The organism is Collinsella aerofaciens, from assembly GCF_001404695.1.
GTDB lineage: Bacteria > Actinomycetota > Coriobacteriia > Coriobacteriales > Coriobacteriaceae > Collinsella > Collinsella aerofaciens_E.
Map to the genome: position 1 here is coordinate 26258 of NZ_CZAQ01000014.1, position 25237 is coordinate 51494.

At 61.0% G+C, this 25237-nt stretch carries 23 protein-coding genes, 2 tRNA genes and 1 other RNA gene; 5 read left to right on the forward strand and 21 right to left on the reverse strand.

The genetic code is table 11. The annotated features are described in order from the left end of the window. Nucleotides 1–72: 72 nt before the first annotated feature. The 13 genes from AQ996_RS05060 to AQ996_RS05120 all read right to left on the reverse strand — a co-directional run bounded on the left by AQ996_RS05060 (nucleotide 73) and on the right by AQ996_RS05120 (nucleotide 11748). Nucleotides 73–909: a formate/nitrite transporter family protein gene (locus tag AQ996_RS05060; RefSeq protein ID WP_055251637.1), complete on the reverse strand. Its 837-nt coding sequence runs from the start codon at nucleotides 907–909 to the stop codon at nucleotides 73–75. 323 nt (nucleotides 910–1232) lie between these two features. Then, nucleotides 1233–1306: transfer RNA gene (locus tag AQ996_RS05065), tRNA-Gly, on the reverse strand. Between the two features lie 6 nt (nucleotides 1307–1312). Next, nucleotides 1313–1389 (reverse strand) — tRNA-Pro (locus AQ996_RS05070). 91 nt (nucleotides 1390–1480) lie between these two features. Beyond that, a complete protein-coding gene (gene brnQ / locus AQ996_RS05075) occupies nucleotides 1481–2839 on the reverse strand; it encodes a branched-chain amino acid transport system II carrier protein (RefSeq protein WP_055251604.1) in 1359 nt (452 codons plus the stop codon). Nucleotides 2840–2916: 77 nt separating this feature from the next. After that, the gene (locus AQ996_RS05080) at nucleotides 2917–4056 is read right to left on the reverse strand and encodes an aminotransferase class V-fold PLP-dependent enzyme (protein WP_055251607.1); all 1140 of its coding nucleotides are present in this window, start codon (nucleotides 4054–4056) and stop codon (nucleotides 2917–2919) included. Continuing rightward, nucleotides 4053–4304: a putative Se/S carrier protein gene (locus tag AQ996_RS05085; RefSeq protein WP_055251609.1), complete on the reverse strand. Its 252-nt coding sequence runs from the start codon at nucleotides 4302–4304 to the stop codon at nucleotides 4053–4055. The genes AQ996_RS05080 and AQ996_RS05085 overlap by 4 nt, the downstream gene beginning before the upstream one ends. 18 nt (nucleotides 4305–4322) lie before the next feature. Further along, complete coding sequence (gene yedF / locus AQ996_RS05090; protein ID WP_055251611.1) at nucleotides 4323–4949, reverse strand: sulfurtransferase-like selenium metabolism protein YedF; 627 nt, start codon at nucleotides 4947–4949, stop codon at nucleotides 4323–4325. A gap of 60 nt (nucleotides 4950–5009) precedes the next feature. After that, nucleotides 5010–6059 (reverse strand): selenide, water dikinase SelD, encoded by a 1050-nt coding sequence (gene selD / locus AQ996_RS05095; protein WP_082435541.1) that lies wholly within the window; start codon nucleotides 6057–6059, stop codon nucleotides 5010–5012. A gap of 274 nt (nucleotides 6060–6333) precedes the next feature. Next, a complete protein-coding gene (locus tag AQ996_RS05100; protein ID WP_055251613.1) occupies nucleotides 6334–7404 on the reverse strand; it encodes a sulfate/molybdate ABC transporter ATP-binding protein in 1071 nt (356 codons plus the stop codon). 3 nt (nucleotides 7405–7407) lie between these two features. Beyond that, entirely contained in the window at nucleotides 7408–8673 is a 1266-nt protein-coding gene (modB, locus tag AQ996_RS05105) for a molybdate ABC transporter permease subunit (RefSeq protein ID WP_253274606.1), read from the reverse strand. 245 nt (nucleotides 8674–8918) lie between these two features. Beyond that, on the reverse strand, nucleotides 8919–9791 hold the full coding sequence (modA, locus tag AQ996_RS05110; protein WP_082435542.1) for a molybdate ABC transporter substrate-binding protein: 873 nt from the start codon (nucleotides 9789–9791) through the stop codon (nucleotides 8919–8921). A gap of 204 nt (nucleotides 9792–9995) precedes the next feature. Beyond that, a complete protein-coding gene (locus tag AQ996_RS05115; protein WP_055251617.1) occupies nucleotides 9996–10475 on the reverse strand; it encodes a MogA/MoaB family molybdenum cofactor biosynthesis protein in 480 nt (159 codons plus the stop codon). Nucleotides 10476–10485: 10 nt separating this feature from the next. Continuing rightward, nucleotides 10486–11748 carry a molybdopterin molybdotransferase MoeA gene (locus tag AQ996_RS05120; RefSeq protein WP_055251619.1) on the reverse strand — a complete coding sequence of 421 codons (1263 nt, stop codon included), beginning with the start codon at nucleotides 11746–11748 and terminating at the stop codon, nucleotides 10486–10488. A 210-nt stretch (nucleotides 11749–11958) separates the two neighbouring features. On the opposite strand from AQ996_RS05120, the gene AQ996_RS05125 reads away from it, so the two are divergent. Further along, nucleotides 11959–13380, forward strand: a complete 1422-nt coding sequence (locus AQ996_RS05125; protein ID WP_172674618.1) for a chloride channel protein — start codon at nucleotides 11959–11961, stop codon at nucleotides 13378–13380. Nucleotides 13381–13466: 86 nt separating this feature from the next. Next, the gene (locus tag AQ996_RS05130; protein WP_055251621.1) at nucleotides 13467–14429 is read left to right on the forward strand and encodes a diacylglycerol/lipid kinase family protein; all 963 of its coding nucleotides are present in this window, start codon (nucleotides 13467–13469) and stop codon (nucleotides 14427–14429) included. 87 nt (nucleotides 14430–14516) lie between these two features. Here AQ996_RS05130 and AQ996_RS05135 read toward each other — a convergent pair whose 3' ends face one another. The 4 genes from AQ996_RS05135 to AQ996_RS05150 all read right to left on the reverse strand — a co-directional run bounded on the left by AQ996_RS05135 (nucleotide 14517) and on the right by AQ996_RS05150 (nucleotide 18447). Beyond that, nucleotides 14517–14897, reverse strand: coding sequence for a peptide chain release factor family protein (locus AQ996_RS05135; protein ID WP_172674619.1), 381 nt, complete (start codon nucleotides 14895–14897; stop codon nucleotides 14517–14519). Between the two features lie 83 nt (nucleotides 14898–14980). Continuing rightward, complete coding sequence (locus tag AQ996_RS05140; RefSeq protein ID WP_022095227.1) at nucleotides 14981–15559, reverse strand: xanthine phosphoribosyltransferase; 579 nt, start codon at nucleotides 15557–15559, stop codon at nucleotides 14981–14983. A 158-nt stretch (nucleotides 15560–15717) separates the two neighbouring features. Beyond that, nucleotides 15718–17022: an MFS transporter gene (locus AQ996_RS05145; RefSeq protein WP_055251623.1), complete on the reverse strand. Its 1305-nt coding sequence runs from the start codon at nucleotides 17020–17022 to the stop codon at nucleotides 15718–15720. Between the two features lie 141 nt (nucleotides 17023–17163). Next, the gene (locus AQ996_RS05150) at nucleotides 17164–18447 is read right to left on the reverse strand and encodes an O-acetylhomoserine aminocarboxypropyltransferase/cysteine synthase family protein (RefSeq protein WP_055251624.1); all 1284 of its coding nucleotides are present in this window, start codon (nucleotides 18445–18447) and stop codon (nucleotides 17164–17166) included. Between the two features lie 231 nt (nucleotides 18448–18678). Between AQ996_RS05150 and AQ996_RS05155 the strand changes: the two genes are divergently transcribed. After that, nucleotides 18679–19125, forward strand: coding sequence for a C-GCAxxG-C-C family protein (locus AQ996_RS05155; protein WP_055251626.1), 447 nt, complete (start codon nucleotides 18679–18681; stop codon nucleotides 19123–19125). Nucleotides 19126–19192: 67 nt separating this feature from the next. On the opposite strand, the gene AQ996_RS05160 is transcribed toward AQ996_RS05155, so the two are convergent. The 3 genes from AQ996_RS05160 to rpsA all read right to left on the reverse strand — a co-directional run bounded on the left by AQ996_RS05160 (nucleotide 19193) and on the right by rpsA (nucleotide 21977). Continuing rightward, complete coding sequence (locus AQ996_RS05160; protein WP_055251628.1) at nucleotides 19193–19828, reverse strand: YigZ family protein; 636 nt, start codon at nucleotides 19826–19828, stop codon at nucleotides 19193–19195. Nucleotides 19829–20126: 298 nt separating this feature from the next. Then, an RNA gene (gene rnpB, locus AQ996_RS05185) (RNase P RNA component class A) lies at nucleotides 20127–20488 on the reverse strand. A gap of 322 nt (nucleotides 20489–20810) precedes the next feature. Then, nucleotides 20811–21977, reverse strand: a complete 1167-nt coding sequence (rpsA, locus tag AQ996_RS05165) for a 30S ribosomal protein S1 (protein ID WP_022095232.1) — start codon at nucleotides 21975–21977, stop codon at nucleotides 20811–20813. 315 nt (nucleotides 21978–22292) lie between these two features. Between rpsA and AQ996_RS05170 the strand changes: the two genes are divergently transcribed. Continuing rightward, nucleotides 22293–23051, forward strand: a complete 759-nt coding sequence (locus tag AQ996_RS05170) for an HAD family hydrolase (RefSeq protein WP_055251630.1) — start codon at nucleotides 22293–22295, stop codon at nucleotides 23049–23051. Here the strand turns inward: AQ996_RS05170 and AQ996_RS05175 are convergent. Then, nucleotides 23048–24367, reverse strand: a complete 1320-nt coding sequence (locus AQ996_RS05175) for an L-cysteine desulfidase family protein (RefSeq protein ID WP_055251631.1) — start codon at nucleotides 24365–24367, stop codon at nucleotides 23048–23050. The genes AQ996_RS05170 and AQ996_RS05175 overlap by 4 nt on opposite strands. A gap of 271 nt (nucleotides 24368–24638) precedes the next feature. Between AQ996_RS05175 and rpiB the strand changes: the two genes are divergently transcribed. After that, nucleotides 24639–25106, forward strand: coding sequence for a ribose 5-phosphate isomerase B (gene rpiB, locus AQ996_RS05180; RefSeq protein WP_055251633.1), 468 nt, complete (start codon nucleotides 24639–24641; stop codon nucleotides 25104–25106). The last annotated feature ends 131 nt before the right edge of the window (nucleotides 25107–25237 follow it).

A 25237-nucleotide genomic window follows, 5' to 3' on the forward strand; every position in this document is an offset into this window, starting at 1 on the left:
GACGGCGCAGCGCCTCGTCCAAACCCGCCAAAATAAACCTGTCCCTTTTTGGTCGGTTATGGCTTGGGGCCTTTAGGCCTCCCTGTTGGCGTAGATAAACCAGTAGCCCAGCGCCACGATCAGGGCGCCACCTACGATATTACCCAGCGTGGCGACCGAAAGGTTGAGCGCCAACCCAGCGGCGTTGAGGGCATCGGCGCCGGCGACATCGGCCCCATAGCCGCACGCGTGCATCACGGCACCCATGGTCAAAAAGTACATGTTGGCAACGCAGTGCTCAAAACCGCAGGCCACAAACGCGGCAATGGGCAGCAGAATGCCCACGACCTTGTCGACCACGGTCCTGCCGGCGGTACCGATCCATACGGCCAGGCACACAAAGATGTTGCACAGAATGCCGCGGAAGAAGATGGTGACGGCGTCAATCGAAACCTTACCGGCGGCGACGCTCACCATGGTGTTGGCGACGGCCTCGCCGTTGAGCTTGTAAATAGCTGCCATGTAAACCAAAAAGACGACGAACAGCGCGCCGGCAAAGTTGCCGATCCACACAACGACCCAAGCCTTGAGCATCTGGGCGAGCGTGATCTTTTTGCTCTTGAGCGCGCAGACCATAAGCGAGTTGCCGGTAAACAGCTCCGCGCCGCAAATGAGCACGAGCACCAGTCCCAGGCAAAAAGCAAGACCGCCCACGAAGCGCTGGGCGCCCCAGCCAAGCGTGGGATCGCTCAAAAAGACCGTGAAGAACAGGCCGCCAAAGGAGATGAACGCGCCGGCGAACATGGCAAGCATAAAGGCCTTCGAGGTCGGTAGGTTGGCCTTGGTAACACCGGCAGCCTCGGTCTTGGCCTCGATCGCGGCGGGCGCCAGGCAATCGGGGGTGGAATATTCTGCCTTGCTCTGTGCCATGGCAATCACTACTTTCTTACAATTTGGGGCAAACGCTCCTGGTTCATTTGCCCCGCGAGGTCGGACGGTATAAAAATAAACGCAAGCCAAATTAGCATATTGGCCTGCGATTATATAGCTTGGAGCGGGCGACGGGAAGTCCAAGGATTTGCTTCGCAAATCCTTGTTTCGCTGCGGGCCTTCGGCCCTTGCGTGCTGCGCTGGAAAATGCTCACGCATTTTCTCAGCTCCGCACCCTGGCGGGTTCGATTCCCGTCGCCCGGCGCGTAAACGAAAACGGCTCTGGTCCCCAAAGGAAACCAAAGCCGTTAAAACAATTCTTATGGAGCGGGCGACGGGAATCGAACCCGCGTCATCAGCTTGGAAGGCTGGGGTTCTACCATTGAACTACGCCCGCAAGATATGGTCGGGACGACAGGATTTGAACCTGCGACATCCTGCTCCCAAAGCAGGCGCGCTACCAAACTGCGCCACGTCCCGAAGGTGTTGAGCAGCTAAGGTCTAAACCTTGCGTGTCCCAAAGCGAGGGAAATTATAGGGGAGACTCCCCGCCTGTGCAAGCATTGATGCCTTAGCTCCTCGAATGTGCAACAAAACGACTATGGAGAAGGCCAATCACAAAGGCAACTACGGCGACCGGCGCCCACGCGGCACCGATATCCGCCAGCGGCAGCACATCAAACGGTAGCCACGCGCCCGCAAAGAACGCGTCGCGGACCGAGGTGATCACACTCTGCACGGCAACCACGCCGCCGACCCAGACCCACACCTGCGGATGAGCGTCGCAAAAGCCGTGCACCAGGCCCATAAGCACCAACACGATGGCAACGGGATACAAGGCATTGAGCATGGGCACCGAGAACATGAGGATCACGTCGAGACCCACGTTGGAGAGCACGCACGAAAACGCTGCGAACACAAAGGCGAGAACCGCAAAGGGACGGCGCATGTCCTCCTCGGAGGCCTCCGCTCCCCCTTCGACCACATACGTCTCACAAAAGTAACGCGAGCAGCAGCTGATGAGGCCGATGCACACGTTCATGCAGGCAAGGAAGAAGATGGCGAAGACCACGACCGTACCGGCAAGCCCAAAATGCATGGAGGCCGAACGGGCGAGGATGGCGGCGCCGTTGGTAGCGTCGGGCATCACGGTGCCGAGCTGCATACCGGCAAGACCCAAGCCGCAGTAGATGATAGCCATGAGCACGCCGGCAATCACACCGGAACGCGAGATCTCGAAGGCCACGCGCTTGTCATCGGTAACACCCAACTCGTGGATGGTCTCGGCGATGATAATGCCAAAGGCAAGCGACGCGAGCAGGTCCATGGTCTGATAGCCAGTCAGAAAGCCCTGCACGGCAGCACCGGCATCGTAGGGAGCCTGAGGCGCGGCAGCGGGACCCAGCGGCGAGATCACGGCGGCACCCACGACCAGCACGATGAGCGCAATGAGCGCGGGACCCGTAATACGGCCGAGCACGCGTGTGATGACGCCCGGGCGCAGCGTGAGCACAAACGCGACGACGAAGAACCCGATGGCAAACACCAGACGTGCCGTGCCGAGCGAGACGCCCTCGGGCAGCAGCGGCACGAGCATCTCGAAGGCCGTGGAGCTCGTGCGCGGAATAGCCAGGCACGGACCGATGGCCAGATACACCGCCGCGACAAAGAACTCGCCGAACTTGGGGTGCACGCGGCCCGCAAGCTCGCGTGCCGTTCCGGCAAGCGCCACGGCGATAAAGCCCATGACGGGCAGGCCGATAGCGGCAATCAAAAAGCCGATCATGGCAACCGGCGTGGCAGAACCTGCCTGCAGCGCCAGCAGCGGCGGAATAATGAGGTTACCAGCGCCAAAGAGCATCGAGAACAGCGCAATGCCGACGGTAACGACATGGTCGGAGCGCAAACCGCGCGGGGCGGATGAGGCCATAGGCACACCTTTCGGGTCGAAACAAAAACGGGACGGGCAAAAACACCCGTCCCGCAAGTATAAACGGTCCAGCAGCTTTAGCAGGCTAAATCGCGCAGAGCATCGATAGCCGTGTCGACTTCTTCGGTCGTGTTGAAATACCCAAACGAGAAGCGGACGACACCCTGGCGCTCGGTCCCCAACGCGCGGTGCATGAGCGGGGCACAATGGGCACCGGGACGGGTCGCAATCCCCCACCCCTGCATGAGCGCGTCCGAGATCTCAGCCGAATCGATATCGCCCAAGTTAAGCGACACGATCGCCGAACGCGTCGGCTGGTCAAAGGCACCATAGAGCTTAATCCCCGGAATCTCGCGCACACCGGCAAGGAAACGATCAGCGAGCGCACGCTCGTGGGCAGCAATCGCCTCGACCCCACCCTGGGCCTCGATAAAGTCGAGGCCGGCGGAAAGACCGGCGATACCGTGGCCGTTGAGTGTGCCCGCCTCGAGGCGCGTGGGCCAATCAAGCGGCTGCAGCGCATCGAAGCTGTGCACGCCCGTGCCACCCATAGCCCACGGAGCCACATCGATGCCCTCAGCCACGGCCAGGCCGCCGGTCCCCTGCGGACCCATGAGCCCTTTGTGGCCGGTAAAGCACACCACGTCGAGCCCCATGGCCCGCATATCGATATGCGCCGTGCCGGCAGACTGCGAGGCATCGACGATCACGAGAGCGCCGGCCGCATGGGCCATGGCGGCCACGCGTGCAATGTCGACCGCGTTGCCGGTCACATTGGAGGCGTGCGTCACCACCACGACACGCGTGCCCAGCGTGACCAGCTGCTCGAGCTCGTCGTAGTCGAGCACGCCGTTCGCGTCGCAGCCCGCATGCTCAACGGTCACGCCCTGCTCTGCCGACAGGCGGTTGAGCGGACGCAGCACGGAGTTGTGCTCGAGCACCGTCGTGACCACACGGTCGCCGGGGCGCACCACGCCATTGATAACGGTGTTGAGCGCCGCGGTGGAGTTGGCCGTAAAGCACACGTGGTCAGCACGCGGACAGCCCAGCAAGCGCGCAAGCTTGGCGCGGCAGCCGTGGATGGTACGCGCCGCATCGAGGGCACCCGACGTGGCGCCGCGCCCGGCATTGCCGAGCGAGCACATCGCCTGCGTCACGGCATCGATGACCGCCTGCGGCTTGTGCATGGTCGTCGCCGCGTTATCCAGATAGATCATCGCACGACCTCCCACATATCAATCACGGTATAGCCCTCGGTGGGAATGCCCGCAGCGGCAAGCTCGGCGCGCAGCAACTCCTCATCGGCAGGCGACGCCTTCCACGCCAGACCGCAACCGGCAGCAACCTCCCCGGGCACGGGAATCGTTCGCCCGGGAAGACCGCGCTCGATGCACAGGGCTTCGCACCCCATAGCGGCCGCCGTAGTGGGAAACGTGATGACAAGCGCCGGGCGCTTCTCCCTCATGGCAATCCCACCCAGGCGCTACGGACGCACGACGCGGCCGGCCTGCTCCATCTTTTCGACGATCACGTACATGTTCGTGACATCGCCCACCGCAAGCTGGTCTTTAATGCCATAGTGGTCGAGGCAGGTACCACAGGTGAGAACCTCGACACCCTGCTCGGTCAAACCCTTCAGGTCGTCGAGCACCGGTGAGCCCTCGACGGTGAGCTTGGCGCCGCCGTTGTAGAAGAGCATCGTGGCGGGCAGCTCCTCCTGCTGCGTCACGGCGAAAATAAAGGCCTTCATGAGCTTGTGGCCCAACTCATCGTCGCCGCGGCCCATGCAATCGGTGTAGACGGCAACGACCAGCTTGCCCTTACCGGCGCCGGCGCCACAGAAAGCGGCACCGTCCTGCTCGGGCACGTCCACGGCAACGGCGCCGGCGGTCGCCACGGTCACGTGCCACTCGGCATCTGCAACCTTCTCGACCGAGGCCGTACAGCTCTTTTCCTGCGCCATCTTGGAGATGTTCTTGACGGCGGTCTCGTTGTCGACCGAGGTCACCACAACGCCCTCGCCACCGAGTGATTTCAGAGCCTTGAGCGTCTTGACGACGGGCAACGGGCAGGCATCGCCCATGGCATTGACTTCAATCTTGGTAGACATAGCAAATTCCTTTCGAATGCGGCCGCCCAAAACGACGGGCGGTCGCATAAACGGTTTTCTTTAGCGCACAACGCGAACGGCAGGACCGCCCGGCACCGCCTCGCACACGCGACCAATAACGGCGGCGATGCGATCCTCGGCATGCAGACGACGCGCGAGCTCATCCACATCGGCAGCAGGCGCCGCGATGAGCAGGCCGCCCGAGGTCTGCGGATCGTACAGCGCATCCAGCATGCCCGGTTCCAGGTCATCGTCTGCCGCCACGCGCGAACCAAAGAAGTCCTGGTTGCTGTAGGCGCCGGCGGGGATAATGCCCAGACGCGCCATGTCGAGCACCTGGTCAAAGAGCGGCACCGCCCCCGACACAAGCTCAATCTGCACACCCGAGCCCTCGGCCATCTCGCACGCGTGTCCGATCAGGCCAAAGCCCGTGACATCGGTGCAGCCGTGAAGCTCAAGTTCCTCGGCCAGACGAATCGGCGCCTCGTTGAGGGTGCGCATCGAGTCAAACATGGCTGCGGCCTCGTCCTGCTCGATGAGCTCGCCCTTGATGGCCGTGGTGATGATGCCCGAACCAACCGCCTTGGTCAGCAGTAACGCATCGCCCACGCGCGCGCCGCTGTTGGCGAGCATGCGGTCGAGCGCGACAAAGCCGCTCACGGACAGGCCGTACTTGGGCTCCTCGTCGTTGATGGTGTGGCCGCCCGCGATGGAGCAACCCGCCTCGACGCACTTGTCGGCGCCGCCCGCCAGAATCTGCCCGGCAACCTCAACGCCCAGGCAACTGGAAATGCACAGGAGGTTCATGGCATGGCTCGGCCGACCGCCCATGGCGTAGATGTCCGACAGCGAGTTAGCCGCGGCGATCTGGCCAAACAGGAACGGGTCGTCGACCATCGGCGGGAAGAAGTCGATGGACTGCACGAGGCCCAGGTTTTCGCCAACACGGAAGACACTCGCATCGTCGGAGGTATCAAACCCCACGAGCAGGTTGTCGTTATGCACATTGGGTAAGTCGCCCAGGACCTGGGCGAGGGCTCCAGGAGCCAACTTAGCGGCTCAACCAGAGGCAGCGGTCATCTGCGTGAGCTTGATGAAATCGTCAGCCATCGATTCCTCCTCTCATAGGTCAATCAGTTCCTCCCAGTATACGCATGGCGGCGCCGAGAGCGGGTGACTTATCGCACCGGCCCTCTACGCGAGCGCCAGTGCGCGAATGGCCGCACCGACCGACGACCAGCCCGACGGCATGACACAGGTCCACGCAATGGCGCCATCCGTTTTTCGCCACCGCGGCCTTCGTGGCCGTCGAACCGATGTCGATACCAATGCCAACCTCGGCGTCCCCCCTCGCATGTGACAAAGGGACTGTCCCTTTGTCACATTATCGACAAACCAAATGGATCCTGCTGGCATCAAAATGCATGCGCAGCGTCTCGCCTGCTTGCGGCAGCTCGTCGACAGGCATGCCCACTTTGTTGACCTTCCACTGCAGACGCGTGGGCGCATCGGCACGCGGCGCGTCCAGCAGCACCAGGCGCTCAAAGCGCGAATCGCTCACTCGGGCCACATGCAAATCATAGCTGTTGCGGCCCCGCTCAGCGCGATTGTCCACATGGAAGTAGCTTGCACGAATGCCCAGGTACGCCACACTATCGGGAACCTCGCGACCCACGTTAAAGGTCATGCCCCAGTCGAGGGCCTCAACTTCTTCGTCGCCCATCTTGCGCGCGCGGCTCGTATTCTTGCAGCCCGTCAGGCGCAGCGCAGCCAAGGTTTGCGGCCGGCAGACCACCTTATCGACGGAGCCGATCTCCTCCACATGCCCGTTATGCATCACGCAAATACGTTCGCACAGGCGGCATGCCTCGTCAATATCGTGGCTCACGTAGAGCACGGTACGGTTGCACACATCGAACAGGTCGAGCATGTTCTGCTCAAGCGCGCTCTTGAGATACGCGTCGAGCGCGCTCATGGGCTCGTCGAACATAAAAATGCCCGGGTGTGCCGCCACCATGCGAGCAAGCGCCACACGCTGCTGCTGGCCGCCCGAGAGACGCACGGGATAGCGGTCGGCAAAATCGGCCAGTCCAAAGATGCCCAGATAGCGCTCGGCAAGTTGTCTGCGCGCCGCGGCGTCGCCCGCGTCCTTTACACCGGCACATACGTTATCGGCCACCGTCATGTTGGGAAACAGCTGATAGTTTTGGAACAGCAGGGCGCATTTTCGCTCCTGAGGTGACAGGTTGATGCCCGCGGCCGAGTCAAAAAAGGTCACGCCGTTGACGATGATCTTGCCCTCGTCGGGCGTCTCCACGCCGGCAATACAGCGCAAGGTGCAGCTCTTGCCGCATCCGGAGGCGCCGAGCAGCGCCACACGCTCCTCGCCGGCATCGAGCTGCATGTCGAGCATAAACCCGGGATAGCGCTTTTTGATATCCAGGACAAGCGACATGGTCTATCGACCTCCCTTCGAGACGGCGTCATCGCGCATGAGCTCGGCCAGCGCCTCGCGATCGATACGCAGCGCATCGCCGCCGACTGGGTCGAGCGAATCGATCTGGCTATCCAGCTGCTTGGCCTGTTTGCGCTCTGCACGGGAGAGACCACGCTCGCGATACTGTTGCGAATGCGCCGTGTACATGTTGATGAACAGGATGACCAGGAAACTAAACACGATCACGACGGCGACCCAAAAGAGGGCCACCGACGTGTTGCCGCCCATCCACTCAAAGTAGATGGCGATGGGGATGGTCTGGGTAATGCCGGCGTAGTTGCCCGCAAAGAACAGAGTGCAGCCAAACTCGCCCATGGCACGCGCGAAGGCAAGCACCGCGCCGGCGGCAATCGAGGGCCAGCCGAGCGGCATCATGAGCCTGGTAAAGATGCGACGCTCGGACCAGCCCAGCGTGCGCGCCGCATCGAGCATCTGCGTGTCGAGGCTCTCGAAGGCTCCGAGTGCCGTACGATAGACGAGCGGGAACGACACCACCACGGCAGAGATCACCGCCGCAGGCCACGTAAAGACAATCGAGATGCCATGCGCGATGAGCCACTGGCCCACCCCGGTCGAGCGGCCAAACAGCATGAGGAGCAGAAAGCCACAAACCGTGGGCGGCAGCACCATAGGAATCGTAAAGACCGAATCGAGCAGGCCTTTGATGCGACTCGAGGTACCCATAGTCTTCCACGCGTCAAACAGGCCCAGCGCAAAAGAGATCAGCAGGGCAAGGCCGCTCGTTTTTATGGACACCCAAAACGGGCGGTAGTCGATGCCGCCTAAAATGGAGGTCAGCGAGGTCAAGGGCCCCTGCTCATCCCGCAATACGACAGACGATGCTTCTACCATTTGAGCGCTATCAAGCCAACGCGCGCCGCCCTTGGCATCACCCGAGGCCGATGCAATCACCACATAGCGGTCCCCATCCGCACCACGCACATCAAAGCCATAGGTATACCCGCCGGCATCAAACGTTGTTTCCGCCGTAACATACCAAGGAAGATCAACGTCCCCTAGCTGCGCACCTCCCATGGAGTTTGCGCTGTCGAGCTCACAGACAAGGGCCTTGAGACCCGATACGCACTCGTTGTCCTGCGGATCCAATCCATACTTCTCGGCCGCCTTGGGCGATATCCACACCACAATGCGATCGGCAGCAGGCGCCACTACAAGGTCCACGTCCTCGTCAACGGGAAACCGGTAGCCCTCAGGCTGGCCCTCCATAGCACGAGCGGTCCCCTTGGCCAACCGCTCAAAACCCTCGATCCCATAGGAAAGCCCATGAGCGGTCGCAACAACCTGGGCCCCGTCCTCAGCGACCCCAGCAAACGCAAATCCCGGCGCCCAGCAAAGCGCGAAGGTCAAAGCACAGGCGACAAGCATGCGGAATCTATTAAGCACGAAAAGCTCCAAGCGAATACAAGGACGGAGTGAAACACAAAACGATGGAATTATCGCGCCAAGCCGCACTACTCGGAAAGCTCAAAGCCGTACTTCGCCCAAATCTTCTGAGCCTTCTTGTTGGACAGACAAAAGTCGACGAACGCCTTGGCCTCGTCGGCGTGCTCGGAGCTCTCGGCAACGGCGCCCGGGTACACGATGGGCTTGTGCGAATCCTCGGGGCACACGAAGGCCTCCTCGATGCCGTCATAGCGGAAGATATCGGAGCTGTAGACAAAACCGGCCACGCAGTCGCCCGTAGAGACGTAAGACGCAGCGGTGCCGACCTTGTCGGCCAGGGCCACCTTGTCGGCAAGCTCGGGTGCATACTCGCCGTCGTCGCCCTCGGTGCCGGTGTAGAGACCCACAGAAGCTAAGGCCTGGTTGGCGTACTTGCCGGCGGGGACGGTCTTGGCGTCGCCGATGGCGATCTTGCCGTCCAGATTCGCGACGTCGGCGATGGCCTCAATCTTGGTGTCGGAACCCTCAGCACGAATGATCACAAGGTCGTTGACGAACATATCCTCTCGTGTGCCGGCATCGACGAGCTCGGCGGCCTCGGCGTCGTCCATGGTGCCCTTGGAGGCGGTGATGAGCACGTCGACCGTGGCGCCAGCACGCATCTGCTCAACGAGGTCGCCAGAAGCCTTAAACTGCGTGTCGGAAAAGGCGGTGCCAGTCTGGTCGGTGTAGAGCTTCTGAACCTCGGGCAGAGCCTTCTCGAGCGAGTTGGCGGCAAAGACCTGCAGCTCGACAGCCTTCTTGGACGAAATCTTGGCGGAGCCGGCATCGGAACCGGTCGACTCAGGCTCCTTGTTTCCGGAGCAGCCGGCAAGGCCAAGGCCGGCAGCAGCGACAGCGGAGAGTGAGACGAATCCGCGGCGAGAAACCATATCGAACATGTTCAATCCTTTCGAATGCTACGCCCGGACACCCCGCCGCGGGCTTTATTCTGTAATTAGATTATACTTTAGTGCGAATAATGATTAAGAGAAACTAACCCCGTCTGAGAATATAGTTTCAGGCATGCCTACAGAATGCCGTCCCTTTGGGCGCAAATAAAAGGCGGAGCAGCCGTTCAAGTCGCCCCGCCGCAGGTAAACCGCTTAGTTGGTATGTCCGCCGCCCGCTGTCATCTGAGCCGCATGCTCCAGCTGGTCTGCAATGGCCTCCCAGCTTTCGCGGGCGGCCTTCGTAGAACCGGGAAAGTTTACGACAAGTGTATGACCTCGTTGCATGCAAATAGCGCGCGAGAGCATAGCGCGGCGCGTCTTGGTCATGGAGTACGCACGGATCGCCTCCGCAATACCCGGCACGTCGCGGTCGCAGACGGCACGCGTCGCCTCGGGCGTCACATCGCGCATCGAAAGTCCCGTGCCACCGCAGGTGAGCACGACATTGGCGTGGCACTCATCGGCTGCATCCACAATGGCATCACCGATTTCGCTGACGTCGTCGCGCACGACCACATGTGAGGCGACCGTCCATCCCTGCGCCTCGATAAGTTCCTCGAGCGCAGCACCCGCCTCGTCCTGGGCAAGATCGCGCGTGTCCGAGCACGTCACGATCGATATCTTCAGCTCCATGGCATTCCTCCTATAGCACCGTTCCCTCAGGCAGATCGACGCGCACAACGTCCACGGCATCTCCCGCCTTGAGCTCACACGGCCCTTCGTCAATACGCAGCAGACAGTTGGCCCGCTGCATCGTGCCGAGCAGCGCCGAATTCTGCGTCTTGGCCTCGGTCACCAACAGCTCACCGGTCTCGGGGTCGCGCAAAACCGTGGCGCGATCGAAGAAGCGGCGATGCTGTCGCTTTTTCACGCCGTGCGTGAGCGTCGCCTGCTGCACGGGACGCGTACCCTCGGCAAAGCCGCGCATCTTGCGGATCGCCGGACGCGCAAGCATCTCAAAGCCTACATACGCCGCGGCCGGATTGCCTGAAAGTCCCAGGTAGGGCTTACCCCCAAGCAAGCCAAACGTAATGGCCTTGCCCGGACGCATCGAGATGCGATCGAACAGCACCTCGCCCTCGCGCCGGACGAGCGCCGTCACGTAGTCGTAGTCGCCTGCCGAGGCGCCACCGCTCGTAATGACAAAATCGCACTCCTGCACGGCACGATGTACCAGCTCGGCAATCACCTGCTCATCATCAGGAGCGATGCCATAGAACACCGGCTCGGCGCCGGCATCGAGCGCTTCGGCCATCAACGCCGAGGAGTTGGAATCGCGAATCTGCCCGCGTGCCGGCAGCTCGCTCGGCGCGACCAGCTCCGTGCCCAGCGAGATAATGCCCACGCGCGGGGCGGCATGCACCTTCACGCTCGCATACCCTGCGCTCGCCAGCAGGCCGGCGCCGGCCGGAGCCACAACCTCGCCGGCGTGCATCACAACATCGCCGGCATGAGCCTCCTCGGCGGCAGAGCGAACGTTCTCCCCCACCTTGGCAGGCGCCGAGAAGCTCACGCGTGAGCCCTCGTTGCCATTGCCGTCAAGCACCTCGACAATCTCGTATTTCACCACGGCATCCGCACCCTCGGGAACCGGCGCGCCCGTCATGATGCGGACGGTCTCGCCCGGGGCGATTGCGCCCTCAAACACATGGCCCGCGGCCTCGTGTCCGATAACGTCGAGCGTCACCGGCGCCTCGCCAGACGCCTGCACCAAGTCCGCCGAGCGCACGGCATATCCGTCCATAGCGCTGTTGGCAAACGGCGAGATGTCAATATCGGCCACCGCGTCCTCGGCCAAGGGAAGACCGGCGGCCTGCCACACGGGAATCTCGATGAGATCCGTCGGAACAACATGCGACAGAACAATCGACTGCGCGTCCTCCAGCGGAATGAGTTTCTCTGCCATATGCACCTCTTAATGCCACGGCGCACAACAGGGGCGCCGATTCTTTATTCTTGTCTCAGTATAATCCCCCGATGCACGACCGCGACTCGGCCTGCACCCGCAAATACACCTGTCGGTTGCAGGCCGCGAAACAGAATGGAAACCAACTCACCGGCTCGTCGCGTTTACCACGTTTTATAATGCTTGCGTTGCAACCTAAAAGAGGAACGTATGGCTCATAACGACAAACCCGAAAGCGCAAACGAAGCGCAGGATCATCCCCAGCCGCTCGACGATGGCGGTTTTTTCTCCCTGAACGACGTCATCATGGCAGGCAGGCATCAGCTCACCCGCTCCGAGCATCTCTTGGCTGTCGACACGCGCCGCAACGTCCGCAACCTATTCGCGAGCGCCAAGTTGCTCATACTTGTCGTCATCGTCTCTCTCGCCATGGGCGTTGCCGCTTGGGCGTTTTTGGCCTCGCTGAATATCGCGACCGATTATCGTGAGCACCATGCGTGGATTTACGCGCTGCTTCCCGTTGTGGGCGTTGCCACCACATGGGTGTACAAAAACCACGGTCTCGCCGCCAAGCGTGGCAACAACCTGGTCATTGACTCCGCCCTGGGCACACGCCTCATCCATATGCGCATGGCCGTCCTCACCTTCGTCTGCTCCACGCTCACGCACCTAACGGGCGGGTCGGCCGGTCGCGAGGGAGCCGCGGTGCAGATTGGCGGCACTATCGCCAGCAACATCTCGAGCCTCGCCCACCTCGAAAAGCATGACCATCACGACCTCATGCTCGCCGGCATCTCGTCGGCCTTTGGCGCCGTATTCGGTTCGCCCCTTGCCGGAGCTTTCTTTGGCATGGAGATGTGCTTTATCGGCAAGATCGACTACACCGCGGGCATCTACTGCCTGGTCGCCTCGTTTACCGGCTACTTTACGTCGCTTGCCTTGGGAACCGAGTACGAGGCGAATGTCATCACCAGCGTTCCCAACATGACACCACGGACGGTTGTCATCGTTGTTATCAGCGCCATTATCTTCGGTTTGACGGCACGCCTCTTTGCCTGGTCGGTTCGAACCGTCAAGAGCCTGTACGGTCGCTTTATCACCAACTACCTTACTCGCGCACTCGTGGGCGCGCTCGTGGTTTTGGCCGCCTATGCCCTTCTCGACGCCTGGGACTATGCCGGCCTTGCCACCTGGCTCTCGGGCGCCGGGTTCGCCGGTACCACGACCCTTGCCGACGCAGTCATCAAGCTCGTGGTGACGGCGCTCACTCTGGGCGCCGGCTTCCAAGGCGGCGAGGTCACACCCCTGTTTGGCATCGGTGCGGCGCTCGGCGGCTGGATCGGTTGCCTCGTCGGAATCGACCCCAGCTTTCTGGCGGCTCTCGGCATGCTCGGCGTGTTCTGCGCCGGCCTCAACGTGCCCATCACCACCTGCATGATGGCCATCGACCTGTTCCACGGCACGGTAGCCGGCTTCTTCGTGATCGTGGCGTTTATCAGCTATCTCGTCGGCGGCCACCGCGGCGTATATCCCGCGCAGCGCATTGTCTCGCCTAAACGCCGTTCGCTTATTGTGGATGAGGGCGGTACGGTAGCGGATGCTATCGAGCGCCACAACGACCTGATAGAGTAGATGTAATAATCGCTGTGCAGCCACAATCGGGGGCAATTCGACCTGAGCGCGACCGCACCGTCACGCCATACGCCGGGAGTCGCCCCATGCACGCAACTGATTTTGGTCGTACGCTCATCATCGCCAACCCCGCCGCCCAGTCGGGTGCGGCGCGCGAGGTCGCTGAGCGCCTGCAGCGCTTTTTGGACATGACCGCGTGCGCATCCCAGTTTGACTTGGTGCTGACCGAACGCGCGGGGCACGCCAAGGTGCTTGCCGCACAGGTCGAGGGCTATCGCACCGTTATCGCCCTTGGCGGCGACGGCGTAATTCACGAGGTCGTCAATGGCTTGATGGCGCAAGAAGAGGCGGATCGACCAGCGCTTGCCGTCCTGCCCGTAGGCTCCGGCAATGATTTTGCCCAGACCCTCGGCATCGACGATTTCTCCGGCAAGGATTTTGGCGCGCTGCTCACCTGCGAGCTGCAGCGTCAGGACATCGGGCGCATTCGCTCGTGGAGCCCTGCGTGCGGCAGCGGCGAGGCTGCCGTTGAGTACTACGACCAGACGCTTTCGGTCGGCATCGATGCCGCCATCGGCCTTGGCACCACCGAGCTGCGCAAAAAGACGGGCCTCGCCGGCGCTCCGCTCTACACCCTCTCGGGACTTGAGCAGTTTGGCCTGCGCTATCGCAACTACCCCATGGCAGTCAGCTTTGACGGGGCGCCCGCCGAGCGCGTGAGGGCGATCATCATGGCGATTCAGCTGGGCCCCACGTATGGCTCGGGCTATCGCATCTGTCCCGATGCCGATCCCTGTGACGGCATGCTCGACGTCTGCTACGCCTGCGGTCCCGCCCCCCGTGCGGTCGCCCTGCCTATGTTTCTTTCGGCCAAGGACGGCCACCATACCAAGTTGCCGCCGGTTCGCATGCGTCGTTGCCGTCATGCCGAGCTCACGTTCGAGGAGCCCGACTACCCCATCCAGGCCGACGGCGAGCCCATCGTCGCCTCGCGCATCGAGGTCGACATCATCGCCGGCGCCCTCCATGTCTGGCGCCCCACCCGCTAACCCAACCTAAGTTGCGGTGAAATAGGGACTGTTTATGCAGCTAAAGCCGCAAAACAGTCCCTATTTCACCGCAACTTATTGAGAAGATCATTCCTCCCTGCCCGGTTTGCGTCGGTTGGCCTTTTTAATGGCGTTGAAGTGTTTGTCGTTGAGCCTGCGCTGGCGAGAGCGCTGAGGCACCTTGGTCTTTACGCGTCGGCGCGGTGGACGCCCGCGACGCCCCAGCTCGGCGCGCAGCTTACGCAGGCAGCTGCTACGATTTTGGAACTGGCTGCGGCTCTCGCGCGCCGTCACGGTAATCCCCGAAGGGATATGTTTCATGCGCACCGCTGAATCCGTCGTGTTCACGCCCTGTCCACCCGGACCCGTCGCGCGAAACACCTGCACCTCGCAATCGCGCGCCAACTCTTCGGCCGACATCTCGGCATAGCGCGCATACTCGCGCCAGCCCATCTTGTTCTCATCCATATCAACACCTCCCCTCATACAAAAAATGTGACAAAGGGACGGTCCCTTTGTCACATCGCATACCAATCGCTTGTGTTGCGCGCTTAGGCGAAGGTGATCTCGCCGGTCTCGCAGTCCATATCGGCGATGCGGGCCAGGCTCTCGACGCGGAAGCCGCGCTCGCGGAGCTTATCGCCGCCGCCCTGGAAGCCCTTCTCCACTGCAATGCCAATACCGGACACCTCGGCACCCGCAGCCTCGCAGATCTTGATGAGACCCTCGAGCGCGCAGCCGTTGGCCAGGAAGTCGTCGATAATCAGGACCTTGTCGCCCTCGGACAGGAAGCGCTTGCCGACGATGACCGGGTACTCCTTCTGCTTGGTAAAGGAGTAGATGGTCGTGGCATACTGCTCGCCGTCAAGGTTGATAGACTGCGCCTTCTTGGCAAAGACCACCGGCACGCCGCCAAAATGCTGAGCCGCGATGCAAGCCATGCCAATGCCCGAAGCCTCGATCGTCAGGATCTTGTTGATCTCGACACCCTCGAACAGACGGGCCCACTCGGCACCCATGTGGTCGAACAGCTCAACGTCGCACTGGTGGTTGAGGAAGGCGTCAACCTTAAGGACGTTACCGGCCTTTACGATGCCGTCATGGCGAATACGATCCTCAAGCTCCTGCATGGCGCAACCCCTTCTCGCGGCAACGATACCGCGCGATTAATAAACGTTGTTCGATAGTCTACCACGGACCGACCCCCGCCCGTCCCACAAGCCGCATCGCACCATAAAGCCGCAAGACCAGTAGATGGGCCGATTCGTGGCAAGCCTGCCTCCACAAGCTAATGGCGGGCGCGCACCCTCACCAAACGCACCATGGCAAGCGCAAAGCCCACGGCGGCCACAGCCATGAGCACGTAGAACACCGAACGGAAACCAAACAGGAACACATCCGGACGGCCTGCAACAAAACTGGTCACGGCCTCGCCCATCGCCACGCTCATCTGCCCATACAGGATATGCGACGCCGCCGTAATGCCCACCGCCATACCCGCATAGCGCGCTAGACTACCCAAGCTGCCTGCAAAACCGAGCGCCTCGCGCGGGGCCGAACCCATATACAGCGAGTTGTTGGGGCTCTGGAAAATCGACGTGCCGCACGACATAAACGCGGCACAGCACACGATCACAGGGATAGAAGAGTGCTCGTCGAGCGTGCTTACCGCAAAGAGACCGCACACGTACACGCCCAGGCCGACCGCCGTGGGGCCCTCGCAGCCAACACGGTCCGAAACCGTTCCCGAAAGCGGGCCGATAAAGGCATTCACCATCGGCAGTGCCAAAAAGAGCAGTCCGGAAATATCGGAGCTAAAGCCATGGGCGTCCTGAAAATAGAACGGCAGAATAAACTCGGATGCGCCAATGCCAACGAACACGATGAGCATGCAGGCAAGGTTGATGGTAAAGGCCGAATTTGCAAAGCAGCAGCGAGCAGCCTCGATCAGGGACATGGGACGCTCGCCGGCCTCCGGCTTAACATGCGGCAGCGTATAGAGCCCCACGATAAACGAGATGACGCCAATGGGCAGGTTGATGAGGAAGATACTCTCCCAGGGAAAGCTTGCCACCAGCATGCCACCGAGCACGGGGCCACACATCATGCCGAGGGCCACGAAGGTCGCGAGAATACCCATAGCACGACCGCGTTCGCGCGCCGGAAACGACTCGGTGATGATACCCATGTTGTTGGCCATGGCCGCCGCGCAACCGACGCCCTGAACAATACGTGCCAGAATAAGAACCTCGAGCGAGGCCGAAAGGCCACAAAGCAGCGAGCCAACCGTAAAGACGATGACGCCCAGCTGGAACACATTCACCTTGCCGCGCACGTCGCCCAGGCGGCCAAACGGCAGCATAGCCACGCATGTCGCAAGCAGGTACACCGAACTCACCAGCTGAATGCGATCGAGGCCCACGCCCAGTTCCTTTTGCATCACGGGCAACGCCACGGTCACGACGGTCGAATCCAGGCACACCATAAACGTCATGATGAGCACGGTAAACAGAATCGCCCACTTGTTCTTGCCATGGGTGTCGCCCTCAAGGGCAATGTGCTCGCGGCGCAGCTGCTCTGCGGTTTTCTCCATATCCATCCTTTCGAGTGGCGCAACGCAAAAACGGGACCCCGATCGCCTGCAAACAGTCGCGATTGGGGTCCCGCCTACGGAATCGGAACGAAAGGTCGTCGAAGCTTTCTGCCAGCATCGGCGCCTCGTGCGAACGCTAGCCTAGCACTGCTCGAGCGCCTGCTCAAGGTCGGCAATCAGATCGGCCGTGTCCTCGAGACCGCACGACAGGCGTACCATGTCGGCAGAGATGCCGCAGGCGATGAGCTCCTCATCGTTCATTTGGCGATGGGTGGCGTTTGCCGGATGCAAGCAGCAGGTGCGGGCGTCGGCCACGTGCGTGGCGATCTGGGCGAGCTTAAGGCTCTTCATAAAGGTCTCGGCCGCCGCGCGACCACCGTTAAAGCCAAAGCTCACGACGCCGCAAGTACCGTTGGGCATGTACTTCTGAGCGATGTCATAGTACTTGTCGCCCTCCAGGCCCGGATAGCTCACGAAGCGTACCTTGGGGTGGCTCTGCAGGAACTTGGCGACCGCCAGACCATTCTCACAATGGCGCGGCATGCGCACGTGCAGGCTCTCGAGCGAGCTGTTCAGGAAGAACGCCGCCTGCGGGTTCTGCATGGGGCCGAGGTCGCGCATAAGCTGCGCAGTGGCCTTGGTAATAAAGGCGCCCTCGCGACCGAACTTCTCGGCATAGGTCACGCCGTGGTAGCTCTCGTCAGGCGTGGTGAGACCCGGGAACTTGTCCGCATGGGCCATCCAGTCAAACTGGCCGTGGTCGACGATCACGCCACCCAGGTAGGCCGCATGGCCATCCATGTACTTAGTGGTGGAGTGCGTGACGATGTCGGCGCCCCACTCAAAGGGACGGCACATCACGGGCGTCGGGAAGGTGTTGTCGACCATCAGCGGTACGCCGTGGTCGTGCGCGGCCTTGGCAAAGCGCTCAATATCGAGCACGGCAAGGGCGGGGTTAGCAATCGTCTCGCCAAAGACAAGCTTGGTGTTGGGCTGGAAGGCTGCCTCGAGCTCCTCGTCGGTGCAGTCGGGGGCAACGAACGTGCAGGTCAAGCCCATACGACCCATGGTGTGAGCCAACAGGTTGTAGGTACCGCCGTAGATGGCGGAGCTCGCGACCACGTGATCGCCGGCGCCGGCAACGTTAAAGATCGCGAGGAAGTTCGCGGCCATGCCCGAGCTCGTGAGCATCGCTGCGGTGCCGCCCTCCATCTCGCAGATCTTGGCGGCAACCAAATCGCACGTGGGATTCTGCAGACGGCTGTAGAAATAGCCCGACTCCTCCAGGTCAAACAGCTTGCCCATGTGCTCGGACGTGTCGTACTTCCACGTGGTGGACTGGTAGATGGGCACCTGGCGCGGCTCCGCATCTCCCGGGTGATACCCGCCCTGAACACATGTCGTACCGATGGTCTGCTCGCTCATATCCAACTCCCTTACTTGGGTTTTGTTTTTATTCGGTTCACAATACCGCTACCCTGCACCCCTCTCAACCCATCCCCAAGGTAGGTTATGGGACAAATTGATCAGGGGTATTTATCTCAAGCCTTGGGCATTTGCTCGATAGATAAAAATGAGGCATCCATGAAGCTCTCGATGATTACACGCACCGTCATGGGTACCATAGGCGGGTACACCGTGACTAAGGAGACAACGATGAAGCAAATCGATACGGCCCAGCTCGACATCACCGCCTGTCAGGCTCAGGCTGCCGAATACCATGCCCGTGGCTTCAACTGCGCCCAGGCCGTCGCCTGCACGCTCGCACCTGCCGTCGGACTCGACCCCCAGGTCGCCTTTACCCTCACCGAGGGCTTTGGCGCCGGCATGGGCGGCATGACCGAGACCTGCGGCGCCATCTCGGGCGCCGTGGCCATCATGGGCTTCGTGATGAGCGACGGCATGGAAAACCCCAAGACCAAGGGCCAGACCTACAAGCTGTCGCGCGAGATTGCCAAGCGTTTTGGCGAGAAGAACACGACGACTGTCTGCGGCACGCTCAAGGGCATCGGATCGGACAAGGGTCCGCTCCGCAGCTGCCCCGGCTGCATCGACGATGCCGTCGAGATCGCCTGCGATGTGCTAAAGCAGCTCGCCGAGTAAACGGCACCAACATAAAACGACGGCCGGCGCACTTGGGATTCATCCAAAAGCACGCCGGCCGTCGCCGTTAGAACTCGGCAAATTCAGGAGCGCCGACCTCAATCTCCTCGCGCCCCGCCATAAGCTCGCGCATCTTAGCGCAAAACGGCTCCTGCTCCCCCGCTTTAAACACCAAATGAAGTGTCACGGCATCCGCGTAATCGGTATCCGAAACCTTGGCACCCGAATCCTGCGCCAAGCGAAGCACCTGCTCATACTGCGGATAGGCCACATGCACGTCAACAGGCACGACGCTCGTCATCTCGACGATCTGCCCGGCCTCCTGAGCAGCGGCCACCGCCGTCTGCGTCGCCGCGGTATAGGCGCGTACCAAGCCACCAGGCCCCAACAACGTGCCACCAAAATAGCGCGTCACTACGCAGCAAACATTTTTGAGTCCCGCACCGCGCAACACCTCGAGCGTCGGCATACCGCTCGTGCGGCTCGGCTCACCGTCATCGCTCTGGCGCTCGCGTCCATCGACCAAAATCCACGCGGGTACATTATGTCGAGCGTCGTAATGACGCTTGCGAACCATCTCGATGAAGGCATTCGCCTCATCCTCGGACTCAATATGGACCAGCTGGGCAATAAACCGGCTCTTGTGGTCCACAAACTCGCCCGAAGCCTCAATATTCGATTGCAGAGTAAAATAGCTGTCCAACGAAGCCCCTCAACAGAATAAAGCGAGCAACAAACAGCCTCAATAATACGATAACCCTAGTAAAAAGAATGACAACGCCGATGATTCCGTCAACGAAAGCGAGAACCCGTCAGCGCGAGCAAGGCGCCTTGAAAGCCGAGACCGCAACAAAAATGGAGCCGCCGATGACCGGGCAAAAACAGCGAGACGGCGTCAGCTGAGTCGATTTGGCCCGAAAGAGGAGGGAGCACGCCTTATGGCGGCGACCGACGAATGAGCGCCAAATCGGCCAGCTGACACCGTCGCAGCGTCAACAAGATAGCTGAGTGGGCTTGTAAGCCGGGTTCTGTCGTGAACGGTCATTTATCTTGTCTGCACGTTACCGTGCAGCTCCACGCACGCTACCCGAACGCGGACCGGGCCGGCCCATAGCGTTCCTATTCGCGCTTGCTCCGGATGGGGTTTGCCAAGCCGCCGTGTTGCCACGACGCTGGTGGTCTCTTACACCACCGTTTCAGCTTTTCCCTTTACGCCTTACGGCGCAGGTGGGAGTCTTCTTTTCTGCGGCGCTTTCCGTCGGATCACTCCGCCCGGCCGTTAGCCGGCATCCCGCCCTCTGGAGCCCGGACTTTCCTCACGCGTACTGCAAGCAGCACATCGCGCGACCGTCTGGCCCACTCAGCAGTGCAAGAGTGTAACACACCGTTGCCGCAGGCAATGGCACAACGCAAACGCTCGACACGATAAACCAAGAACCGCCATGCGTTACAATGGTCCTGTCGATGGGCAACGTCGTCAGTCGAGACGCGACCGCGCTCCGCACCCCTCCGTCTACTCGGTGTGTTCCCGCCTCCTCCCCGAGGCGGGATGTCGGCATTTTTCATGCACCGACAACCCAATAGCCTGTGGACAGCCCGGCAGCATTGCGCATCTCGGCGCCAAATGCAAAAAGGGATCCGTCCATTACGGACGGATCCCTTAAACAAGTGATCGTCAAACCGATTTACTCGGCGTCGGTCTCCTCGTCCTTCTTCTCGGAAGGCAGCGGGGTAACCTCGATCTCGACGCCCAGAGTCTCAGCAGCAGACTTCATGGACAGGGAGATACGACGACGGTCGAGGTCGATCTCCATGACCTTGACCTGAACCTTGTCGCCCACATGGGTGACCTGAGAAGGCTGATCGACGTGCTTGTTGGCCATCTCGGAGATGTGCACCAGGCCCTCGATGCCCTCGCCCAGGTCGACGAAAGCGCCGAACGGGACAAGCTTGGTCACAGTGCCCTCGACGATGGCGCCGACGGGGTACTTCTTGACCAGTGCGCGCCACGGATCCTCGGTGGTCTGCTTGAGACCCAGGGAGATGCGCTCGCGGTTGAGATCGACGTCGAGAACCTCGACCTCGACCTCCTGGCCGACCTTGACAACCTCGGAAGGATGGTTGACGTGGTTCCAGGAGAGCTCGGAGATGTGGATGAGGCCGTCGATACCGCCGAGGTCGACGAAGGCGCCGAAGTCGACGATGGAGGAAACGGTGCCCTGGAGACGCATACCAGACTTGAGCTTGGACAGGATCTCGGAGCGCTCGGCCTTACGGGACTCCTCGAGCACGACGCGACGGGAGAGGACAACGTTGTTGCGGTTGCGGTCCATCTCGATGACGCGGGCCTCGATGCGGGTGCCCATGTAGGAGGTGAGGTCCTTGACGCGACGGAGGTCGACGAGGGAAGCGGGCAGGAAGCCACGCAGGCCGATGTCGAGGATCAGGCCGCCCTTGACAACCTCGATAACCTCGCCCTCGACGTTCTCGCCGGAGTTGAACTTCTCCTCGATGCGGTTCCAAGCACGCTCGTACTCGGCACGCTTCTTGGACAGGACCAGACGACCGTCCTTGTCCTCCTTCTGGAGAACCAAAGCCTCGATGGGATCACCGAGTGCAACGATGTCTGCAGGGTTAGCGTCCTTGCGGATGGACAGCTCGCGGACCGGGATAACGCCCTCGGACTTGAATCCGATGTCAACGAGCACCTCGTCATGCTCGATCTTAACGACAGTGCCGTTAACGAGATCGCCCTCATCAAAGTCGGTAATCGTACCGTCGATGAGGTTGTTCATCTCCTCCTCGTTGACATCGTCAAGAGAGAAAATGGACGAGTTCTGAATCTCACTCAAAGGTGGACCCCTTTCGAACTACGGGGCCCCGATTGCTAGGACCTACAGAAGGGTGCGACAAGCACACAACGTTTAGGAACACTCGGGAGCCGACAGATACTAATGTGACGCTTATGCAATCACGTTCGTATAGGTTACGGGGAAATGAGTTCGATTTCAAGCGTGAACTGCGATTTTTTACTCGTGTGGAGACTTTTTCGTAATCTTATGAACACACGTCTCCGCAACTTGACGATAACCAGCCAGGCATTCGGCTTTGGGGTAAAGTATCCGGAGCCAACGATTCTAGATCGATTTTTCGAGAAAGGTGCCCGCGTGCTCAAAGCAGTCGTTTTCGATATGGACGAAACGCTTCTTAGCATCAACCTCAACGCGTTCATCCTTCGATATTTTAAGGATGTCTCTTCGATGCTCGCGGATATCGGGCGCCGCAGCCGCGGTGGCACGATGGCACGCCTCGGCACCATCCTGGTCGACCTCAACGCCAATCGCCGCAGCAGCACGGACAATCGCACCAATCTTGAGTTTTACCAAGAAGAGGTCGAGCGCCGATGCGGCATTTGCCTCTCGGACCCACTTATCTACGAGGCGTTTACCTACTACGACCGCGAAGTTCTTCCGTACAAGAATGACGAACTCATCAACGCCCATGCTATGCCGGGCGCACACGCCGCACTTCAGGCCGTGCAGGACGCGGGGCTGCGCTGCGCGCTCTTTACCAACCCCAGCTTTCCGCAGGGGGCCATCGAATGCCGCATGGGTTGGGGCGACCTGGCCGACGCCCCCTTTGAGCTCGTGACGCACATGGGAAACGCCACCCGCTGCAAGCCCGATGCCACCTACTATCTAGAGCAACTTCAGGTGATGGGGCTCGAACCGCACGAGGTCCTTATGGTGGGCAACGATCCCAAACGCGACTTCCCTAGCCCCGCCTGCGGCATTCAGACTGCCTATGTAGGCCAGGGCAAGCCCAACCGAGTCACCTGGCGCGGAACCATGGAAGGCTTCGCCCGCGACTTTAACGCCGTAGTAGAAGCCTTCTACGAACACCAAGTAGCCGACGAACTGTCCTAGCACACTTGGGTTTTGCCGATCATGATGTTGAGGATCTCGACGTCGGTGTCCTTCATGCCCACGCGCCCCACATAGCCCATGCTGGCGATGGTCTCCTCGACGGTATCCTGAATCAGGCCCTCACCGGCGCGGAAACCGCGACCCTGCATGGCCATATCGTGACCCAGAATCGCCGCATCAACGGCAGCGGAAATCTTGGCGGCGCAGCTCGCCTTGGCGCCATCGCACACGATGCCGCCCACATTGCCGAGCGTATTGGAGACCGTCGCACCGATTTGCTCGCGCGTGCCACCGCACAGCCAGGTAATCGCAGCGCCGGCGCCGCACGCGGCGCAAATAGCACCGCAAAACGCCGAGAGCGCACCAATGTAGCTCTTGATATGCACGGCAATGAGATCGGACAGCATCACGGCACGCACCAGGCGCTCGTGGTCGCAGCGCAGGTACTCGGCATACTCCATGACGGGCAGTGCACAGGTAATGCCCTGATTGCCAGAGCCGCACACAATGGCGACCGGCAGCGCACAGCCGTTCATGCGGGCGTCGGACCCGGCGGCCGCACGGGCACGGGCCCGGCAGGCAACGTCATCGGCACGAGCACCCAGCAGCGTACGGCCAACCTCGGCACCCCAAGCGTGCGCCAGACCCTCGGCGCTGATCGCGCCGTTCAGCTCAATCTGACGCTCAACGGCAGCGCGGGCGCCCTCAATGTCGCCGCCCTCGATAAAGTCGATGATGGACTCGATCGACATGGGCGTATCGGCGTTATCTGCCGCACGCTCGGCCACCACGCGCTCGGCGCAGGCGGCGCACTCCCCCGCCGACTTGCCGCACACCGGAATACCGTCGAGCGTATGGCACGTGACATTGGTGTGGTGATCGGTAATCTCGACGACCGCGGTATGGCCCCCGGCCGTCGCAGTCACCTTGATGTAGAGGTTGGGCACACCCTCGACAAGCGACACATCGCAGTAGCCGGCGTCGGCGAGGAGCTCGGCCACACGAGCGCGGTCTTCATCGTTAACGCTCTCGAGCACCTCAAGCGCGCTCTTAGCGTCGCCGCCCACGGCACCCAGCACGGCCGCGGCCTCAATACCGTGCATACCGCCCGAGTTGGGCACGGTCACGCTCTTAACGTTCTTGATTATGTTACCCGAGCAGGCAACATTCATATGATCGGGTTCGCAACCGAGCGTCTGGCTCGCCAGCGCCGCTGCATAGGCAACGGCAATGGGCTCGGTGCAGCCGAGTGCACAGACAAGCTCGCGGTTCAAAACATCGCAAAACGCGGCATCACGGATGGAATCGGTAGGCATAGGTATCTCCTGCTTGCATAACGGGCTGGACTCTCAAAAAAGTTAGCTCCTTTATTTGATAACAATGCATCAAAAACCGCAACCACGGTTCCGGCGGACGGCGTTCAAGCGCAATCTGACGGCATTCATTCATGAAAAGCTAGTCTTGTTGCCTGCTAAAGCGTTTGACCAAAAAACGCCCGAGCGTTTACGCAAAAGTCGCGCTATCATGCAGTCGAACGCGGTAAACACCTTTAGCATTTGCGCCGCACAGACCAGAGAGGAACCATCCATGAAGATCGGTATCGGTAACGACCACGCCGCCGTCGAGCTCAAGAACATCATTTCCGAGCACCTGAAGGAGCGCGGCTGCGAGGTCGTGAACTTTGGCACCGACACCTCCGAGAGCTTCGACTACCCCATCGCCGGTTACAAAGTGGGCAAGGCCGTTGCCAACGGCGACGTTGACCTGGGTATCCTGATCTGCGGCACCGGCGTCGGGATCAGCCTGGCTGCCAACAAGGTCGAGGGCGTACGCGCCGTCGTGTGCTCCGAGCCCTTCAGCGCCAAGCTCTCGCGCATGCACAACAACACCAACGTGCTCGCCTTTGGCGCCCGCGTCGTTGGCTCCGAGCTCGCCAAGATGATTGTCGACGAGTGGCTCGACGCCGAGTTTGAGGGCGGCCGCCACGAGCGCCGCGTCAATCTCCTCAACGAGATCGACCAGACCCGCGGCCTCAAGGTCGTCGACGAGGCCTAAAGGCCTACAACGCCATACGCTGACGAAAGCCCCCGCCCGGAACATGAACTGCGCCCCAATTCTTGGACGGGCTAATAAGCGGCCTACGCCGCACATAGGGACTGATTCCGGAATTCCTCCGGGGTCAGTCC